At 68.4% G+C, this 15,288-nt stretch carries 12 protein-coding genes; 9 read left to right on the top strand and 3 right to left on the bottom strand.

Annotation, left to right across the window (positions count from 1 at the left end):
• Positions 1-198 precede the first annotated feature (198 nt).
• From ACOOHF_RS01495 to ACOOHF_RS01460, 8 genes are all read left to right on the top strand, one after another.
• On the top strand, positions 199-912 hold the full coding sequence (locus ACOOHF_RS01495; protein WP_420463096.1) for a DUF72 domain-containing protein: 714 nt from the start codon (positions 199-201) through the stop codon (positions 910-912).
• On the top strand, positions 909-1,703 hold the full coding sequence (locus ACOOHF_RS01490; protein WP_420463095.1) for a rhomboid family intramembrane serine protease: 795 nt from the start codon (positions 909-911) through the stop codon (positions 1,701-1,703). Before ACOOHF_RS01495 ends, ACOOHF_RS01490 begins: the two co-directional genes overlap by 4 nt.
• Before the next feature lie 264 nt (positions 1,704-1,967).
• Positions 1,968-3,650 carry a dihydroxy-acid dehydratase gene (gene ilvD / locus ACOOHF_RS01485; RefSeq protein ID WP_419936465.1) on the top strand — a complete coding sequence of 561 codons (1,683 nt, stop codon included), beginning with the start codon at positions 1,968-1,970 and terminating at the stop codon, positions 3,648-3,650.
• Complete coding sequence (gene ilvB / locus ACOOHF_RS01480) at positions 3,647-5,416, top strand: biosynthetic-type acetolactate synthase large subunit (protein WP_420463094.1); 1,770 nt, start codon at positions 3,647-3,649, stop codon at positions 5,414-5,416. Before ilvD ends, ilvB begins: the two co-directional genes overlap by 4 nt.
• A complete protein-coding gene (locus ACOOHF_RS01475; RefSeq protein WP_420463093.1) occupies positions 5,416-5,685 on the top strand; it encodes a hypothetical protein in 270 nt (89 codons plus the stop codon). Before ilvB ends, ACOOHF_RS01475 begins: the two co-directional genes overlap by 1 nt.
• A 46-nt stretch (positions 5,686-5,731) precedes the next feature.
• Positions 5,732-6,769: a ketol-acid reductoisomerase gene (gene ilvC, locus ACOOHF_RS01470; RefSeq protein ID WP_420463092.1), complete on the top strand. Its 1,038-nt coding sequence runs from the start codon at positions 5,732-5,734 to the stop codon at positions 6,767-6,769.
• A gap of 357 nt (positions 6,770-7,126) precedes the next feature.
• On the top strand, positions 7,127-7,555 hold the full coding sequence (locus ACOOHF_RS01465; RefSeq protein ID WP_420463091.1) for a putative toxin-antitoxin system toxin component, PIN family: 429 nt from the start codon (positions 7,127-7,129) through the stop codon (positions 7,553-7,555).
• Positions 7,556-7,680: 125 nt separating this feature from the next.
• Entirely contained in the window at positions 7,681-8,301 is a 621-nt protein-coding gene (locus tag ACOOHF_RS01460) for a hypothetical protein (RefSeq protein WP_420463090.1), read from the top strand.
• A 4-nt stretch (positions 8,302-8,305) separates the two neighbouring features.
• Here ACOOHF_RS01460 and ACOOHF_RS01455 read toward each other — a convergent pair whose 3' ends face one another.
• Positions 8,306-10,279: an acyl-CoA dehydrogenase family protein gene (locus ACOOHF_RS01455; RefSeq protein WP_420463089.1), complete on the bottom strand. Its 1,974-nt coding sequence runs from the start codon at positions 10,277-10,279 to the stop codon at positions 8,306-8,308.
• A gap of 179 nt (positions 10,280-10,458) precedes the next feature.
• On the opposite strand from ACOOHF_RS01455, the gene ACOOHF_RS01450 reads away from it, so the two are divergent.
• Positions 10,459-11,748, top strand: a complete 1,290-nt coding sequence (locus ACOOHF_RS01450; protein ID WP_420463088.1) for an MFS transporter — start codon at positions 10,459-10,461, stop codon at positions 11,746-11,748.
• Positions 11,749-11,751: 3 nt separating this feature from the next.
• Here ACOOHF_RS01450 and ACOOHF_RS01445 read toward each other — a convergent pair whose 3' ends face one another.
• Both ACOOHF_RS01445 and ACOOHF_RS01440 read right to left on the bottom strand, forming a co-directional pair.
• Entirely contained in the window at positions 11,752-14,796 is a 3,045-nt protein-coding gene (locus ACOOHF_RS01445; protein WP_420463087.1) for a DUF5107 domain-containing protein, read from the bottom strand.
• A complete protein-coding gene (locus ACOOHF_RS01440) occupies positions 14,793-15,281 on the bottom strand; it encodes a helix-turn-helix domain-containing protein (protein ID WP_420463086.1) in 489 nt (162 codons plus the stop codon). Before ACOOHF_RS01440 ends, ACOOHF_RS01445 begins: the two co-directional genes overlap by 4 nt.
• Between the last annotated feature and the right edge of the window lie 7 nt (positions 15,282-15,288).

The raw sequence follows: 15,288 nt of genomic DNA, 5'->3' as shown, positions 1-15,288 counted from the left end.
TCCGGCGCCACCCCGGATCAGCCCGCCGCCAATCCAGGACAGAACGAGCCCGTAGTGGGTGCGTTGGCCCGCTGACGGCGGGACGGTATCATCTTCCCCCGCTCCGGCCCCCTCCCGCGACGGCTACGGTGACGGTTTACGGTGGCGCTGCGAATTGCACTCTCGGCTGCGACGGCGGCGAGACGAAGGGAACAACGGATGCAGGTCTGGACCGGCACCAGCGGCTACAGCTACCCCGCGTGGAAGGGGAGCTTCTACCCGGAGGATCTCCCCAACAAGGAGATGTTGTCCTTCTACGGGAGCCGGCTTCGAGCGGTGGAGATCAACAACACCTTCTACCGCATGCCGCGCGAGAGCGTGCTCGAGGCGTGGGCCGAGGCGGTGCCGGACGGGTTCCGCTTCGCGCTCAAGGCGTCGCGGCGCATCACGCACTTCAAGCGGCTGCGGGATGCGGAGGAGGAGACGGAGTACCTCGTGCAGACGGCGGCCGCCCTCGCGGACCGCGCCGGCGTCATCCTGTACCAGCTTCCGCCCAGCTTCAAACGGGACGATGAACGGCTTGCGCGCTTCGTGGCCCAGCTGCCGAATCCCGGTACGTCGGCATTCGAGTTCCGGCACGCCTCGTGGTTCGACGAGGGGGTGTTCGACATCCTGCGGGACCGCAACTGCGCCCTCTGTCTCGCGGAGACGGACGATCTGGAGGACGCGCCGCTCGTCGAGACGGCGGACTGGACCTACCTGCGGCTGCGCCGGAGTGCGTATTCCACGGACGAACTGGAGACGTGGGCCGCCCGCCTGCGCGACTCGGGGTGGACGCGCGCCTACGCCTTCTTCAAGCACGAGGACGCCGGCGTCGGCCCCGCGCTCGCCGGAGAGTTCTCCGAGATGGTGGCGGAGATGATCGAAGCATGACCCGCGTCGTCGGCCGGCTGCTGCTGATCAACCTCCTCGCCTACTTCGTGACGCGGAGCAACCTCGACCTGTTCGCGTGGTTTTCGCTCGTCCCGGCCCAGGTCCTGACGAGGCCGTGGACGCTCATCACCTATCAGTTCCTCCACGACCCTGGCGGGCTGTCCCACATCTTCTTCAACATGATCGGACTCTTCTTCTTCGGGCCGAAGCTCGAGTCGAGGCTGGGGTCGCCCACCTTCCTGAAGCTGTACCTCACGGCGGGTCTGGTGGGCGCCGTGGTGCACATCCTGTGGACGGTGATCTCAATCTCGCGGGGGGGCCTCTACGTGCCCATGGTCGGGGCGTCGGCGGCCGTGTACGGCGTCCTCTTCGCCTACGCCAGTTACTGGCCGCGCGACCGGGTGCTGATCTGGTTCGTCATTCCGGTCCAGGTCCGCGTCCTCGTCATCGCCTTCACCGTCATCTCCCTGTGGTCGGGGCTCGGCGGCATGGGTGGAGGCGTGGCGCACTTCGCCCACCTCGGCGGCTTCCTCGGCGGCTGGCTCTACCTCCGGATGCGGGCCGCCCGCTCGCCGGCCGCGCAGTTCAAGAAGCAGACCGAGAGCCCCGGGTCGCGCATGGGCGAGCGCGAGTTGACCACCAATTGGCGGAAGATCGAACCGACATCCCTCCACCCGGTGAACCGCGCGGAGTACGACCGGATCTCGGACAAGGTCAAGGCCCTGGGCTGGGCCGCCCTCACCGAGCGGGAGCGCAGCTTCGTCGAACGCTTCGGCGGCGGCCTCGGCTGACAGCCGGGCTGCACGTTCCCGCGGGAACGTCCATCCGTCCCCGCGCGTCCGTAACCGACCGCATGGATGAAATTTGCGAATTGACCGGATTCCTCTATCTTCCGAAACTTTTTCGCCTGCGTTCGGGGACCAGGAGCAGGCGCCCGGCTGCGCGGTAGGATGGGACCACGGTCCGGGAGTCGCCGTCGACCCCCAGCGCGCGACGTAACCCCCATGGAAGTATCGAGTCGTCGATCTTCCGGTTGACGAGAACGGGGGCACTGAATGCTGAATCGGATCAGCAGCGAGTTGACGCAGCACACGGATCGTCCGGCCGCGCGCGCGATGTTGTTCGCCGCGGGCCTGACCGAGGACGACCTGGATCGTGCGCAGATCGGAATCGTCAGCTCCGGCTACGAAGGCAATCCGTGCAACATGCACCTGAACGACCTCGCGGTCGCTGCGAGGGAAGGGGTGCGGTCGTCCGGGATGATCGGATTCGTCTCGAACACGATCGGGGTGAGCGACGGCATCTCGATGGGCACGCTCGGCATGCGCTATTCGCTCCCCTCGCGCGACCTGATCGCGGATTCGATCGAGACCATCGCGTCGGCCCAGCACTACGACGGCCTGATCACGGTCATGGGCTGCGACAAGAACATGCCCGGCGCCATGATGGGAATGAGCCGGCTGAACCGCCCCGCGTTGATGGTCTATGGCGGCGCGATCGCGCCCGGATATCGGAACGGGGACCGGCTGGACGTGGTGTCTTCCTTCGAGGCGCTCGGGCAGCGGCTGGCGGGAACCATCACCGAGGAGGAGTACCGGGAGATCGTTCGGTCGAGCTGTCCGGGCGCGGGCGCCTGCGGCGGGATGTTCACGGCCAATACGATGGCATCGGCCATCGAGGTCATGGGCATGAGTCTCCCCGGCAGCTCCTCGAACCCGGCCACGAGCGACGACAAGACGACCGAGAGCCGGAGGGCCGGCGAGGCGATCCGGGTGCTTCTCGAGCGGAACCTGCGCCCTCGCGACATCCTGACGCGCGAGGCGTTCGAGAACGCCATCACCCTGTCCGTCGTGATCGGCGGGTCCACCAACGTCGTGCTTCATCTCCTGGCCATGGCCCGGACGCTTCAGGTCGATCTGACCATCGACGACTTCCAGCGAATCAGCGACCGCACGCCTCTGCTGGCGGACTTCAGGCCCAGCGGCCCCTACGTGATGGAGGACCTGCACCGGATCGGCGGGATGCCCGCCCTCATCAGGGTGCTGCTCGCGGAGGGTCTGCTGCGCGGCGACTGCATGACGGTCACCGGGAAGACGCTGGCCGAAAATGCCGCCGAGGCGCCCCCGCTCGCCGACGATCCGAAAGTCATCCACGGCCTGGCGGACCCCATCAAGGCGTCCGGGCATCTCCGCATCCTGTACGGGAACGTGGCGGAGGGTGGCGCCGTGGCGAAGATCACCGGCAAGGAGGGCGAGGTCTTCGAGGGACCGGCCCGCGTGTTCGACAGCGAAGCGGACGCGAACCGGGCGATCGGCGAGGGACGGATCCGGAAGGGAGACGTGATCGTCATCCGCTATGAGGGCCCGCGCGGAGGGCCCGGCATGCCGGAGATGCTGACGCCGACCTCCATGATCATGGGTCGGGGGCTGGGCGGCGACGTCGCGCTGATTACGGACGGCCGTTTTTCCGGCGGCACGCACGGATTCGTCGTCGGGCACATCACGCCGGAAGCACAGGATGGCGGCTTGCTCGCGCTCCTCGCCGACGGAGATCGCATACGGATCGACGCGATCGGGAACACGATCGACGTCCACCTCTCGCCGGCGGAGATTCAGGCCCGCCGCGAGGAATGGACCGCGCCGCCTTTGCGCGCGAATTCCGGGGCTCTGTACAGGTACGCGCGCACCGTGTCGCCCGCCTCGGAAGGTTGCACCACGGACAGGGACGCACCGCGATGACGCACGACGCAGCCGTACTCACCGAAGAGAGAAAGACCGGGCTTCCCGGTCGCGAGAGGGAGCCGGATCCGCCGACGCGGACCATGTCGGGAGCCGAGGCCCTCGCCTTTTCCCTCGTACGGGGCGGGGTGCGTGTCGTGTTCGGCTATCCGGGCGGCGCGATCATGCCCGTATACGACGCGCTGCTCGACTACGAGGACGAACTTCGCCACGTCCTGGTGCGCCACGAACAGGGGGCGATTCACGCGGCCCAGGGATACGCGCGCGTGTCGGGCGAGCCGGGTGTTTGCCTCACGACTTCCGGGCCGGGCGCCACGAACCTGATCACCGGGATCGCCGATGCGAAAATGGACAGCACGCCGGTCGTCTGCATCACCGGCCAGGTAGTGTCCGCCATGCTCGGCTCCGACGCGTTTCAGGAAACCGACGTGCTCTCCGTGAGCGCGCCGGTCACGAAGTGGAGTTGCAAGATCACGCGTCCCGAGGACATCCCGGCCGCGGTCTCCAAGGCGCTCCATGTCGCCCGCACCGGACGCCCGGGGCCCGTTCTCATCGATATCACGAAGGATGCACAGTTCGGCACCTTCGAGTACGAGCCGGTCGAGCACGAGCACCGGATCCCCGGCTATGAACCGCGGCCGCGGCTCGACGAGGACGCCGTCGCATCGGCGTGCCGCCTCATCGACGAAGCGCGCAAGCCCCTCGTCCTCGTGGGTCAGGGCGTCCTCCTCTCCGGCGCGCAGGATGAACTCCGGCACCTGGTAGAGCGGGCGGGACTCCCCTTTGCCTGTACGCTGCTGGGTCTGGGCGCCCTGCCCACCCGGCATCCGCTGTACGTCGGCCTCCTGGGGATGCACGGCAACTACGGCCCCAATATCAAGACCGATGAGTGCGATCTGCTGCTGGCGGTCGGGATGCGGTTCGATGACCGCGTGACCGGCAGTCTCGCGAAGTACGCGCGGCAGGCCAGGGTCGTTCATGTGGACATCGACGCGTCCGAAATCGGCAAGAACGTGCCGGCGGAAGTGGGGATCGTGGCGGATGCCAGGGAGGCCCTGGCCGCGCTGGCGGAGGGCGTTGCGAGCGCGTCGCACGATGCCTGGCTCGCCGAATTCCGCGCATGCGACGAGATCGAACGCGAGCGCGTGATCGAGGGCGATCTCTTCCCCGGGACGCCCGGAATCCGCATGGCCGAAGTGATTCACCGCCTCTCCGAGCGCACGGGGGGCCGGGCGACCCTCGTAGCCGATGTCGGGCAGCACCAGATGGCGGCGGCGCGATACTACCGGTTCGACGAAGGCAACACCCTCATCACCTCGGGTGGGGCCGGCACGATGGGGTTCGCGCTTCCCGCGACGATGGGAGCCGCGGTCGCGCGGCCTGACCTGCCGATCGTCGGCGTGATCGGAGACGGCGGGTTCCAGATGACGCTGCAGGAACTCGGGGCCATCGTCCAGGAAGGGATACCCGTCAAGGCGGTGATCCTGAACAACGGCTATCTGGGAATGGTACGGCAGTGGCAGGAGATGTTCTTCGCCCGGCGCTACTCCGCCATCGAACTGAAGAACCCGAACTTCGCGCAAGTCGCGGCGGCGTTCGGCATGGACGGCAGGCAGGTGGCGGAGAGGGGCGAACTCGACGACGCCATCGACGAGATGATGGCTTCGGAAGCGGCCTTTCTGCTTGAAGTCGTCGTCGAGCGGGAGGAGAACGTCTTCCCGATGGTCCCGGCCGGCGCGGGCTGCTCCGAGATCCGACTCGAGTAATGGATCGGGGTACGGCTCGATACCGGGTGTCGGCGCTGACGGAGAATGACAACGCCCTGCTCCTGCGGTTCGTCGCGTGTCTGGGGCGTCACTGCATCGAGATCGAGAGCTTTCATTGTGACAGCCCCCCGGGCGGCACGGCTCTCGCGCATGAGGTGATCGTTCGCACGAGCGCGGATCGCATTCGCCGGGCGGTCAAACAGATGGGAGCCTGCGTCGGGGTGGCGCGAGTGGACTATCGCAGGATGGAAGACGATACCGGAGACTGACCAGAGAGCGGCGACCCGATGCCGCTCGAACACGGAGGGAGAGGTTGTGGCGAAAATACGTGTGGGCGACGCGGAAGAAACGGTAGTTACGCGCGGCGAATGGCCGCTCGAACGAGCGATGAAAGCCCTTGGGAATGAGACGATCGCGGTTCTGGGCTACGGGGTCCAGGGTCCGGGACAGGCGCTCAATCTGAGAGACAACGGTTTCAGGGTCATCGTCGGGCAGCGCCGAGGTACTCCTACGTGGGACAAGGCGATCGAGGACGGTTGGACGGAAGGCGAGACGCTGTTCGAGATCGAGGAGGCGGCCCGACAAGGCACCATCCTCCAGTACCTGCTGTCCGATGCGGGCCAGATTTCGCGCTGGGAGGAGGTCAGGGCGCAGCTCACGCCGGGAAAGTGCCTCGGTTTCTCCCACGGTTTCGGCGTGACCTACCGGGAGCAGACGGGGATTATTCCGCCCGAAGATGTGGACGTCGTGCTGGTGGCCCCCAAAGGGTCCGGCCTCTCGCTGCGACGGCTGTTCGTGAAGGGCAAGGGCGTGAACTCGAGCTACGCCATCTTCCAGGACGCGACGGGCCGCGCGAGGGAGAGGGTCATCTCGCTGGGAATCGGCGTCGGCTCCGCTTTTCTCTTCGAGACCGACTTCCAGAGGGAGGTGTGGTCGGATCTGACGGGCGAGCGCGGCATCCTCATGGGGGCGATCGCGGGCGTCTTCGAGGCACAGTTCGCGGTGCTCCGGAAGAATGGCCATTCGCCATCGGAGGCGTTCAACGAGACGGTCGAGGAACTGACCCAGAGCCTGATGCCGCTCGTGGCGGAGAACGGAATGGACTGGATGTACAGGAACTGTTCGACGACCGCGCAGCGGGGCGCTCTGGACTGGCGCCACAGGTTCCGCGACGCCGTGACCCCGCTGTTCGACGAACTCTACGAGAGCGTTCGAACGGGCGAAGAGGCGAGAATCGTGATCGAGGCGAACGGGAGGCCGGACTACCGGGAGCGGCTGGACGCCGAACTCCAGGACATGGCGGATCAGGAAATCTGGCGCGCCGGAAAGCGACTGCGCGAACTCAGGCCCTGAAGTCCTGAGTTGGCGTTATGGTGAGTTGGCGTTATGGTGACTTACCGGAAACACCAAACGGGGCTGAGTAACATGCCGCGACTCACGATCAGTCTGAGTGCCCGAACGCACCGAGCTTTGAGGGAGGTCTCCGCCAGGCAAGGCCGTTCCATGGGCGCGATCATCGAAGAAAGCCTCGAGTTGAGGGGCATCCAACCGATGGACTCGGCCAGGGAGATCGTCGCCCGAGCCCGCTCGAGCGCTGAACTGAGCGCTGAGGAAGCCATGGCCGTGGCGGTCAGGGAGACGCGACTACATCGCGAGGGTCGGTAGCCGCGGCCGGTTGATCGACGCAGCTGCGGGTGAGGAAGCCGTCTCGTGACGCCCGCCGTGTTCGTCGTGGACACGAACGTGATCGTCTCGGCGATGATCGGATCCGATCCGAAGAGTCCGCCGGCACAGGTCCTGGAGGCGATGCTCGATGGCGGCCTCCTCTACCTGATGTCCAGCGACCTCCTCACCGAGTACGCGTCCGTGCTGCGTCGTCCCCGCCTCGTGCGTCTCCACCGCCGAACGGATGCCGAGATCGACCAGTTGCTCGCGGAGTTGACCGCGAATGCGATCTGGTGCGAACCCGCGATCGGCGAAACGGCTCCGGATCCAGGCGACAACCACCTTTGGGCCCTGCTCGGCAGCAGGGCCCAAAGCCATCTCATTACCGGAGATCGTCTCCTCGTCGAGAACGCGCCGGAGGCAGCCCGAGTGCTGACGCCTCGCGACTTCGTGAGCCACCGCTCGACTCCATGAACGGACCCCTGGGGCGGCTGCGCTGCCGGGCGGTCCGCCATCACGTAGCTTCGTCGCCGGTCGCCGGAGCGCGGCTCGCCCGGCAGTTCAAGAGGAAGCACACAGACTCGAACCGGCAGGTATAGATGATGTTCAGACGAAAGATGGATACGGCATGGGGAGTTCTCGTCGGAGGGCTCTGCGCTCTCGCGGTCGGCTGCGGAGACGGCACGACGGAGCCCGACGACGCCCCCGACAACGCCCCGCTCACGATGACCGAGGCCGTGGCGCTGTTCGAGGGGATGAGGGCGATCCTGCAGGACACCACGCCCCGGATCATTCACGCCTCCGAGGACAGCCTCGTGGTCGCATGTCCCCTCGGGGGACAGGCTCGGCGGACGGTGATGTTTGTGGACGAGTCGGTGGCGGACACGCTGAGGTTGGCGTGGGACTTCACCGCCGCACCCGCCGGATGCCAGTTCTCGAGCGGGGGACTGCAGTTCACCGCAGACGGCGCGCCGGAGGTCCGCGAACGGGGCGCCTTCGTCCTCGCCGGCTTCTTCGAGTTCAGCATCGAGGGCTCGGTGACAGGCCGACTGGACTGGCAACTCGACGACCGGTCCGGATCCTGCGACATCGACATGGTTCTGAGCGGTGAGCCGGATCTCTCCGGCACGGAACCGTCCGTGGCCGCAGTCCTGTCCGGCACGCTGTGCGGCCACGAAGCCGAAGTCGAAGTGGAGGGTGTTCCCGGCCCGGCCGGCTGACCCGCTAAACGACCTGGGTCTGGACCTCCGCGACTCGTCGGGTCCGGCGGGCATGGGCTCTCCCGTCGGACGACAGGTCCGGCGCCGGGCCCTTCCACGCTTCGAGCTGGGCCTTCTGGAGGCCGACGATGTCGCGCTCCATCCAGGTGAAGTCGCCAGCCATGATGTCCTGGGCGATGCGGTAGTCGGCCGCGTCGTGGTTCGAGCGGATGTGGCGGAAGAGTTCGCCCACGCGGCGGCGTGACTCGGCGGCGAACGAGTCCGCGAGGCGCACGGCCTCCCGGGCCTCGTCGCGGGCCGCGTCACCCTCGCGGCGGCGCAGCATGTCGGCCCGGGTGACGGCGGCCGCGATCGCGAACAGCTCGGCGCCGATGTCGATGACGCGGAAGAGCAGACCCTGGCGCCGCTCGAGGGCGGGTCCGTGGCGAAGCATGAGATGGAAGATCGTCCGGGCCAGCTTGCGACTGTTACGCTCGACGAAACGAAGGTGCTTCGCCAGGCGTCCGTGGCTCGCGAACCGCGGCGGCAGGCTCCAGCCGATCCACGTCGTCGGATACCAGGTGGCGTAGAACCACGCCGCCCTCGGCAGGGCCTTGAGCTTCGCGCCGAGGCCGAGTCGCGGGTCGACGAGACTGCCCGCGACCTGGAGGTGGCGGTCGACCGCCTCACGGGCCATGAACAGGCGCAGGATCTCGCTCGAGCCCTCGAAGATCCGGTTGATGCGGAAGTCGCGCAGCCAGCGCTCGACCGCGACGGGTTCCTCCCCCCGCGCCGTGAGCGAGTCGGCGGTCTCGTAGCCGCGGCCGCCCCGCACCTGCAGCGCGTCGTCGACCAGCTGCCAGCCCGTCTCGGTGTTCCACAGCTTCGCCATGGCGGCCTCGATCCGGATGTCGTAGCCGCCCCGGTCCGCCATCGACTGCACGAGGTCGGCGATCGCGGACATGGCGTAGGTCCGCGTCGCGATCGAGGTCAAGTAGTGCGCGATCGTCTCGTGCTTCCCGACCGGCACGCCCCACTGGATTCGCTCCGCGCACCAGCGGCGGCACGCCTCGAGCGCGGCCTGCGCGCCCCCCACCGACGAGGCGGGGATCGTGAGCCGGCCCGTGTTCAGCGTGATGAGCGCGAGCTTGAGCCCGTTCCCCTCTTTCCAGAGGATGTTCTCGGCCGGTACACGCACGTTCGTGAAGCGGATGATCCCGTTCTCGAGCGCCCGGAGCCCCATGAAGTGGCAGCGCCGCACGACCTCGACGCCCGGCCAGTCGCGCTCGACGATGAAGGCGGAGATGCGCCCGGTGTCGGGGTGGCGCGCCATCACGACGTAGAGGTCGGCGAGGGTGCCGTTGGTGCACCACAGCTTCTCGCCGTTGAGGATGAACGCGCTCCCGTCTTCCGTGCGCTCGGCGGAGGTGGTGAGCCGGGCCGGATCCGAGCCCACATCGTTCTCGGTGAGCGCGAAGGCGCTGACGGCCCCCTTCGCGAGCCGCGGGAAGTACGCCTGCTTCTGCGCTTCGGTGCCGAACATCTTGAGCGGCTGGCCCACGCCGATCGACTGATGGGCGGAGAGGAGGGCGACGATGTTGCCGTCCACGGAGCCGACGACCCGCATCGCGTTGGCGTACTCCGTCTGGTTGAACCCGAGGCCGCCGTACTTCTGCGGCACCTTGATGCCGAAGGCGCCGCGCTCGGCGAGCGCCCGGACGACGGAGGGCGGGATCTTGCCGTCCCGGTCGATGCCGTCCGAATCCACTTCGTCACGGAGAAGGACGCGGAGGTCCTCCGTCCACGCGCGGGCGCGCTCGGAGATGAAGTCGTCGGGGTCGGGATAGGGGTGGATCGCGTCGAGCCGGAACTTCCCGAGGAACAGGTTCCGGACGAAGGTGCGCCCGCTCCAATCGGTCTCGCGCGCCGCCTCGGCGACCTTACGGGCCTCGGCTTCGCTGACGTGGGATTTCGGGCTCGCGCCTGTATGTGTGGACATGTGAATCTCCCGCCTCTTCCGCCTCATACGGGGACGCCGCTTCCGGGAGCGGCACTCCCGCAAACCTACCCCGCGCCCTGCGTTCGGGACAAACCGACGGGTCGCGCGATGCCTCACGGGGACCGTACCCTTGTGCCTTCCCGACGGGATCCCCCGTCTGCCCCGAAAGGCCGCCGCGCGTGAACTCGAATCCCCAGCCCCCGCCCGTCGAACGGCGGGAGATCGTCTCGTGGGCGATGTACGACTTCGCCCACTCGGCGTTCGGGACGCTCGTCGTGACGTTCATCTTCTCCGCCTATTACGCGCGGTCAATCGCTACCGACCCCATCGAAGGGGCGATCTGGTGGACGCGCGCGGTCAACGCGTCCGCGATCATCACCGCGCTCATCATGCCGGTCGTGGGGGCAGTGGGGGATTTCGGCGGCCTCAAGAAGCGCTTTCTGCTCATCGCCACGGCGGTCTGCGTCGCCCTCACCGCTGGCCTGTTCCGCATGGGACCGGGCGATGCGTGGATCGCCGCGCTGGTCTTCGTGGGGGCCAGCGTGGCCTACGAGTCGCTGCAGTCCCTCGCCAACGCGTTCCTGCCGGAACTCTCGACGCGCGAGAACATGGGACGGATATCGGGCCTGGGCTGGGGCCTCGGATACTTCGGCGGCCTGCTCTGTCTCATCCTGGCTCTGGGGATGGTCACTGCCTGGCTGCCGGAGGCGGGCGGCCTCAACGTGCGCGCCACGAACCTCCTCGCCGCCGGCTGGCTGCTCGCGTTCTCAATTCCGACCTTCCTCTTCCTCCGGGAACGGCAGCCCCGCCGCCGAGCCTCGTTCGGCACCTACGTTCGGATGGGTTTCGCCCGCATCGGCGACACGGCCCGCGACCTGCGGCGTTACCGCCAGGCGATCCGACTCCTCATCGCCCGCCTCGTGTACAACGATGGCCTCACGACGGCCTTCACGATGGCCGCGATCTACGCAGCGGCCGAGTTCGGGATGGAGACGGCCGACCTCCTCGTCCTCGGCATCGTCGTGAACGCGACAGCCGGCGCGAGCGCGATCGGCTTCGGGTTCGTCCAGGACCGGATCGGCGGAAAGCGGACGATCGCGTTCACGCTCGTCCTGCTCATGGTGGCGACCGCCCTGGCGTGGTTCGCGCGCGACCGGACCATGTTCTGGGTCGCGGCCATCCTGCTGGGTCTCATGGTGGGCCCCAACCAGGCCGCGAGCCGCGCGCTGCTCGGGTCGTTCGTGCCCCGAAGCAAACAGGGCGAGATGTTCGGCTTCTACGCCTTCTCGGGCCGGCTCTCCTCGGTGCTGGGACCGCTCTCCTACGGGCTCATTCTCGGCGCCACGGGCAGCCATCGCTGGGCCATCGCCTCCATCATCGTGTTCCTCGCCGCGGGGTTGCTGCTACTGCTGCGCGTGGACGAGGAGGAGGGCGCGACGATGGCGGCGGAGGGGGCCCCCGCGGGCTAGCAGCTAGCGTTCCAGGCGCGCGGCCGCGGTGAGCGCCCGGCGCAGGAGGGCTCGCTCGATAGCTGCGCTCGGGGACGCGGCGTCGGCGAGCGCATCGGCGCGGGCGCGCAGCGAGCCGACGGCTTCGGCCTCGGCAGCCGCGGGCGCGGCCCCACCCTCGGCGCCTTCCGCCAGCGCCCCGAGGAGGAACCGCACCAGCCGCTCGTCGGGATCGAAGGGGCGGCCCTGACCGAGTGATTCCGGCCACAGCAGCGCGGCCTCCAGGTGACGGAGGGCGGTCGCGCGGTCCCCGGCTTCGAATGCGTCCAGCGCGGCCCCGACATTCGCGAACTCGTACAGGCGGTGGCTCTCGCCGGAGTTCTCCGAAGGGAGGGCGCGGGTGTCGCCGAGGATGCGGAGGGCGTCGCGGTGGCGGCCCGCCTGGAGGAGCCCTCGCACATGGAGGAGGTCGAGGTTGAAGTCGTCCGGGAAGAGTTCGCGTCCCTGGCCAGACACCTCGCGTGCCTCCGCCCAACTTCCGGTTTCCTGCAGGTGCCGGATCAAGGAGATGCGGAGAAGGCGGCTGCCGGGATCCACCGCGACCGCACGCCGGAAGTCGGGGCCGGGGTCGCCGCCCATGGCCTCCGTCAGGTGCGCGCGCGCCGCGTAGGCGGGTCCGTAGTCGGGCTCGTCGCCGAGGGTCGCAAACACTTCGGACGCCTCGGCGTCGCGGTCGAGCGCCCACAGGTTCAGACCCAGGAGGTAGCGCCACCCCCAGTGCGGGTCTTCGTCGGCTGCCCAGCGCAGGACCGGCAGGGTCTCGGTCCGGTAGGGGAAGGCGAAGTCGGGATCGGCCCCGGCCCTCAGCATGTCCGCGTCGCCACGCAGGAAGGCGAGCCACGCCGCGGCCACGGGGCCGCCGCCCACGTCGTCCGCAAGCTCCAGCAGGCGCGCGGCATCGTCTGGCAGCCCCCGGTTCGCGTAGCCCACGGCCAGCTCCAGCAGCGTCTGCCCCGGAAACTCGCTCCGCATCGACGCGATGAGGCGCGCCGAGGCGGCCCCGCCCGCGGCCGCTTCGCCCCCGGATCCCTCGGCTCGTGCCGCGAGGTATCGCTCGGCGAGCACGAAATGGTTCAGCGGGTCGAGCTCGAGCAGCTCCGCCAGCACCCGCTCGGCGCCGGGCTCGTCCCCCTCCAGGCGGGCCGCGATCGCCAGCACCTCGCGCGCCGGAATGCTTCCCCGGTCGTGGTCGAGCGCCAGCGCGGCGTGGCGGCGCGCCTCGGCCACGTCCCCTGCGTCGAGCGCCAGATCCGCCAGCCGAATGCGCGCCGCGGCCCTGTAAGCCACCGACCGGGCGGCCCAGCCGAACGAGTCCAGCGCGTCGGCGCGGCGCCCCAGGGCGCGATACAGGTTGCCGGCGAGGAAGTTGGCCTCGGGATCGTAGGTGTCGAGTTGGAGCACGCGCCGCGCGTGGGCGAGGCCCTTTTCGTAGCGGGCCGACCTCAGCGCCAGCGCGCCCAGGCCCAGCAGCGCCTCCCGGTTCGACGGTTCGGCCGCGACCGCCCGCTCGTAGAGCGTCCGCGCTTCGGCGTAGCGGCGGCCCCGCGCCAACTCCCGCGCCTCGAACAGCAGGCGATCCGTCTCCGGGAGGGCGTCCCACGCCTCGGGGTCCGTCGCGAACGGCCGAGACAACGAGGCCCCCCCGCCGAGTCCGCACGCGCCGTCGACACCGGCTTCGCCCGGGTTCGAGCAGGCTTCCAGACCGAGCCCCGGCACCGAAACGCGCCACGGGCGCTCGGGCTCGACGTCGAACTCGACCACGACCGGGTCGAGGGGTTCGAGCGCCACCGTCCGCGCGGCGATCGGTTCGCCGCCGGACCACACCTTCACCGTGTCGGCGCCGGCCCCGAACGCCTGGACCACCACCCGCAAGCGGCCGCCCTCCCGTTCGACGTGCATGGCGCCGTGGGGGGAGGCGTCGGTGAGGCCGCCCGTCCCTTCCAGCGGGAACCACGTCTCGGTCCAGCGGCTGGCGGAGAGGGGGTCGAACCCGGCCTGCGAGATGGGATTGCGGTCTGCTCCCGGCTGATACTGCACGTGCAGCCGTCCCGCCTGGAACTCGACGTACTGTCCGTCCGTGTCGGTGAGCAGGTCCTCCCAGATGCCGCCTGCACGGGACAGCGCCCACAGCCACATCTTGCGCCCGGGCATGTCTTCGTGGGGAGCCCAATGCCCCCAGCCGTAGCCCTCGTCGTGGTAATAGCCGCCGAAGAAGTCGTTCAGCGAGCCCACCACGTGGTAAGACTTGCTTCCGCCGAACGCGTTGTTGCGGTAGAGCGGCAGGAAGCGCCCCTCCTCGTCCACGGGCCACGGGCGCACGCGGCCGGAGTGCTCCAGATAGGCGTTGCCGGGCACGAACAGTTCCAGGTCGTCCCGGGCGAAGGCCGCGGCCGTCATCCAGTTGTAGTAGGGCTGCTCCAGCGGGGTCGGGTTGTGCCACAGGACGCGCGTCTCGAAGGCGGCCCGCTCCGCGGGAAGGCGGATCTCGACCCGCCACGGGGTGCGCGACGGGAGGTCCATGGCCCCGACGATCGTGCTAACGCTGCCGTCCGCGTTCTCCCTCACCAGATAGTCGACGGGGGTGGCGGTGGCCGGCGTGTGCCCGATCACGCCGAAGTTGAACTCGATGCCGCCCGAGGTCCACGGGCCGCGCAGCGCGATGTCCCGGAACTTCATGACTTCGTTCCGATAGATGAACTCGTGGCCGGTCTCCTTCACCACGGCCCCCCACACCTTGCCGCCCACCTCGGGAAGGACGAAGACCTCGATGAGATCGTTCTCCATCCTCACCACCTTCCATTCCCTGGGCTCCGACGTCGCGGCGTATCCCTCGAACGTGTGGTAGGGATACAGCCGGCGGTCGGTGGCGAGCACCGGGACGGGATTCGGGTCCGAGAACGGGTAGGTGTCGAGGACGCGCGTCTCCTCAGAGATGCGGGCGCGGGCTCCGGGGGCGCCGCACGAGGCCGCGGTCAGGGCAGCGTACAGGACGACGGTCAGGCGCGTCACGGGCCGGCGCTGACTGATCCGTGCCTCGTCCCTGTCAATGAGACATCGAGTCGCACTTGGTCGTACGGCACCCTGGGAACCAGCTTGCCGCGCTCTCCCCGTGTCAGTTCCACGAGTCCGTATCGCGACATCGTCTTCAGGGTTCGCGAAAGGTTCGATTTGCTTCGCCCCGCCTTCTCTGCGAGTTCCGTGAGCGAACGCGGCCGCTCCCGGGCGATTAGTCCCAGGAGACGCCGATTGTGCTCGGACAGCAACTTCGCAAAGCTCTCGATGGACGTGAACCACACCTTCGGCTCACCCTTCGCGGGGGTGTGCTCGCCGCGGGCAATGGCCAGGGTGCGCGCCTTCATATGATCGTAGTCGGCAATCCCGATCTTCAGCGTTCTCATGGAATCGCGCCGCCTTCTCTTGTCGTCCACGAACAGCGTCTCGCCGTGAAGGTCGAGCAGCGCGTCCAGCCCGGGATTACGGTCGGGGCCCCTCATGCAACAA

It is taken from the genome of Candidatus Palauibacter sp. (genome assembly GCF_965216145.1).
In the GTDB taxonomy this organism is placed as follows: domain Bacteria; phylum Gemmatimonadota; class Gemmatimonadetes; order Palauibacterales; family Palauibacteraceae; genus Palauibacter.
The sequence above is the reverse complement of the archived record's forward strand: the minus strand, read 5'-3'. Positions and strand labels throughout refer to the sequence as shown.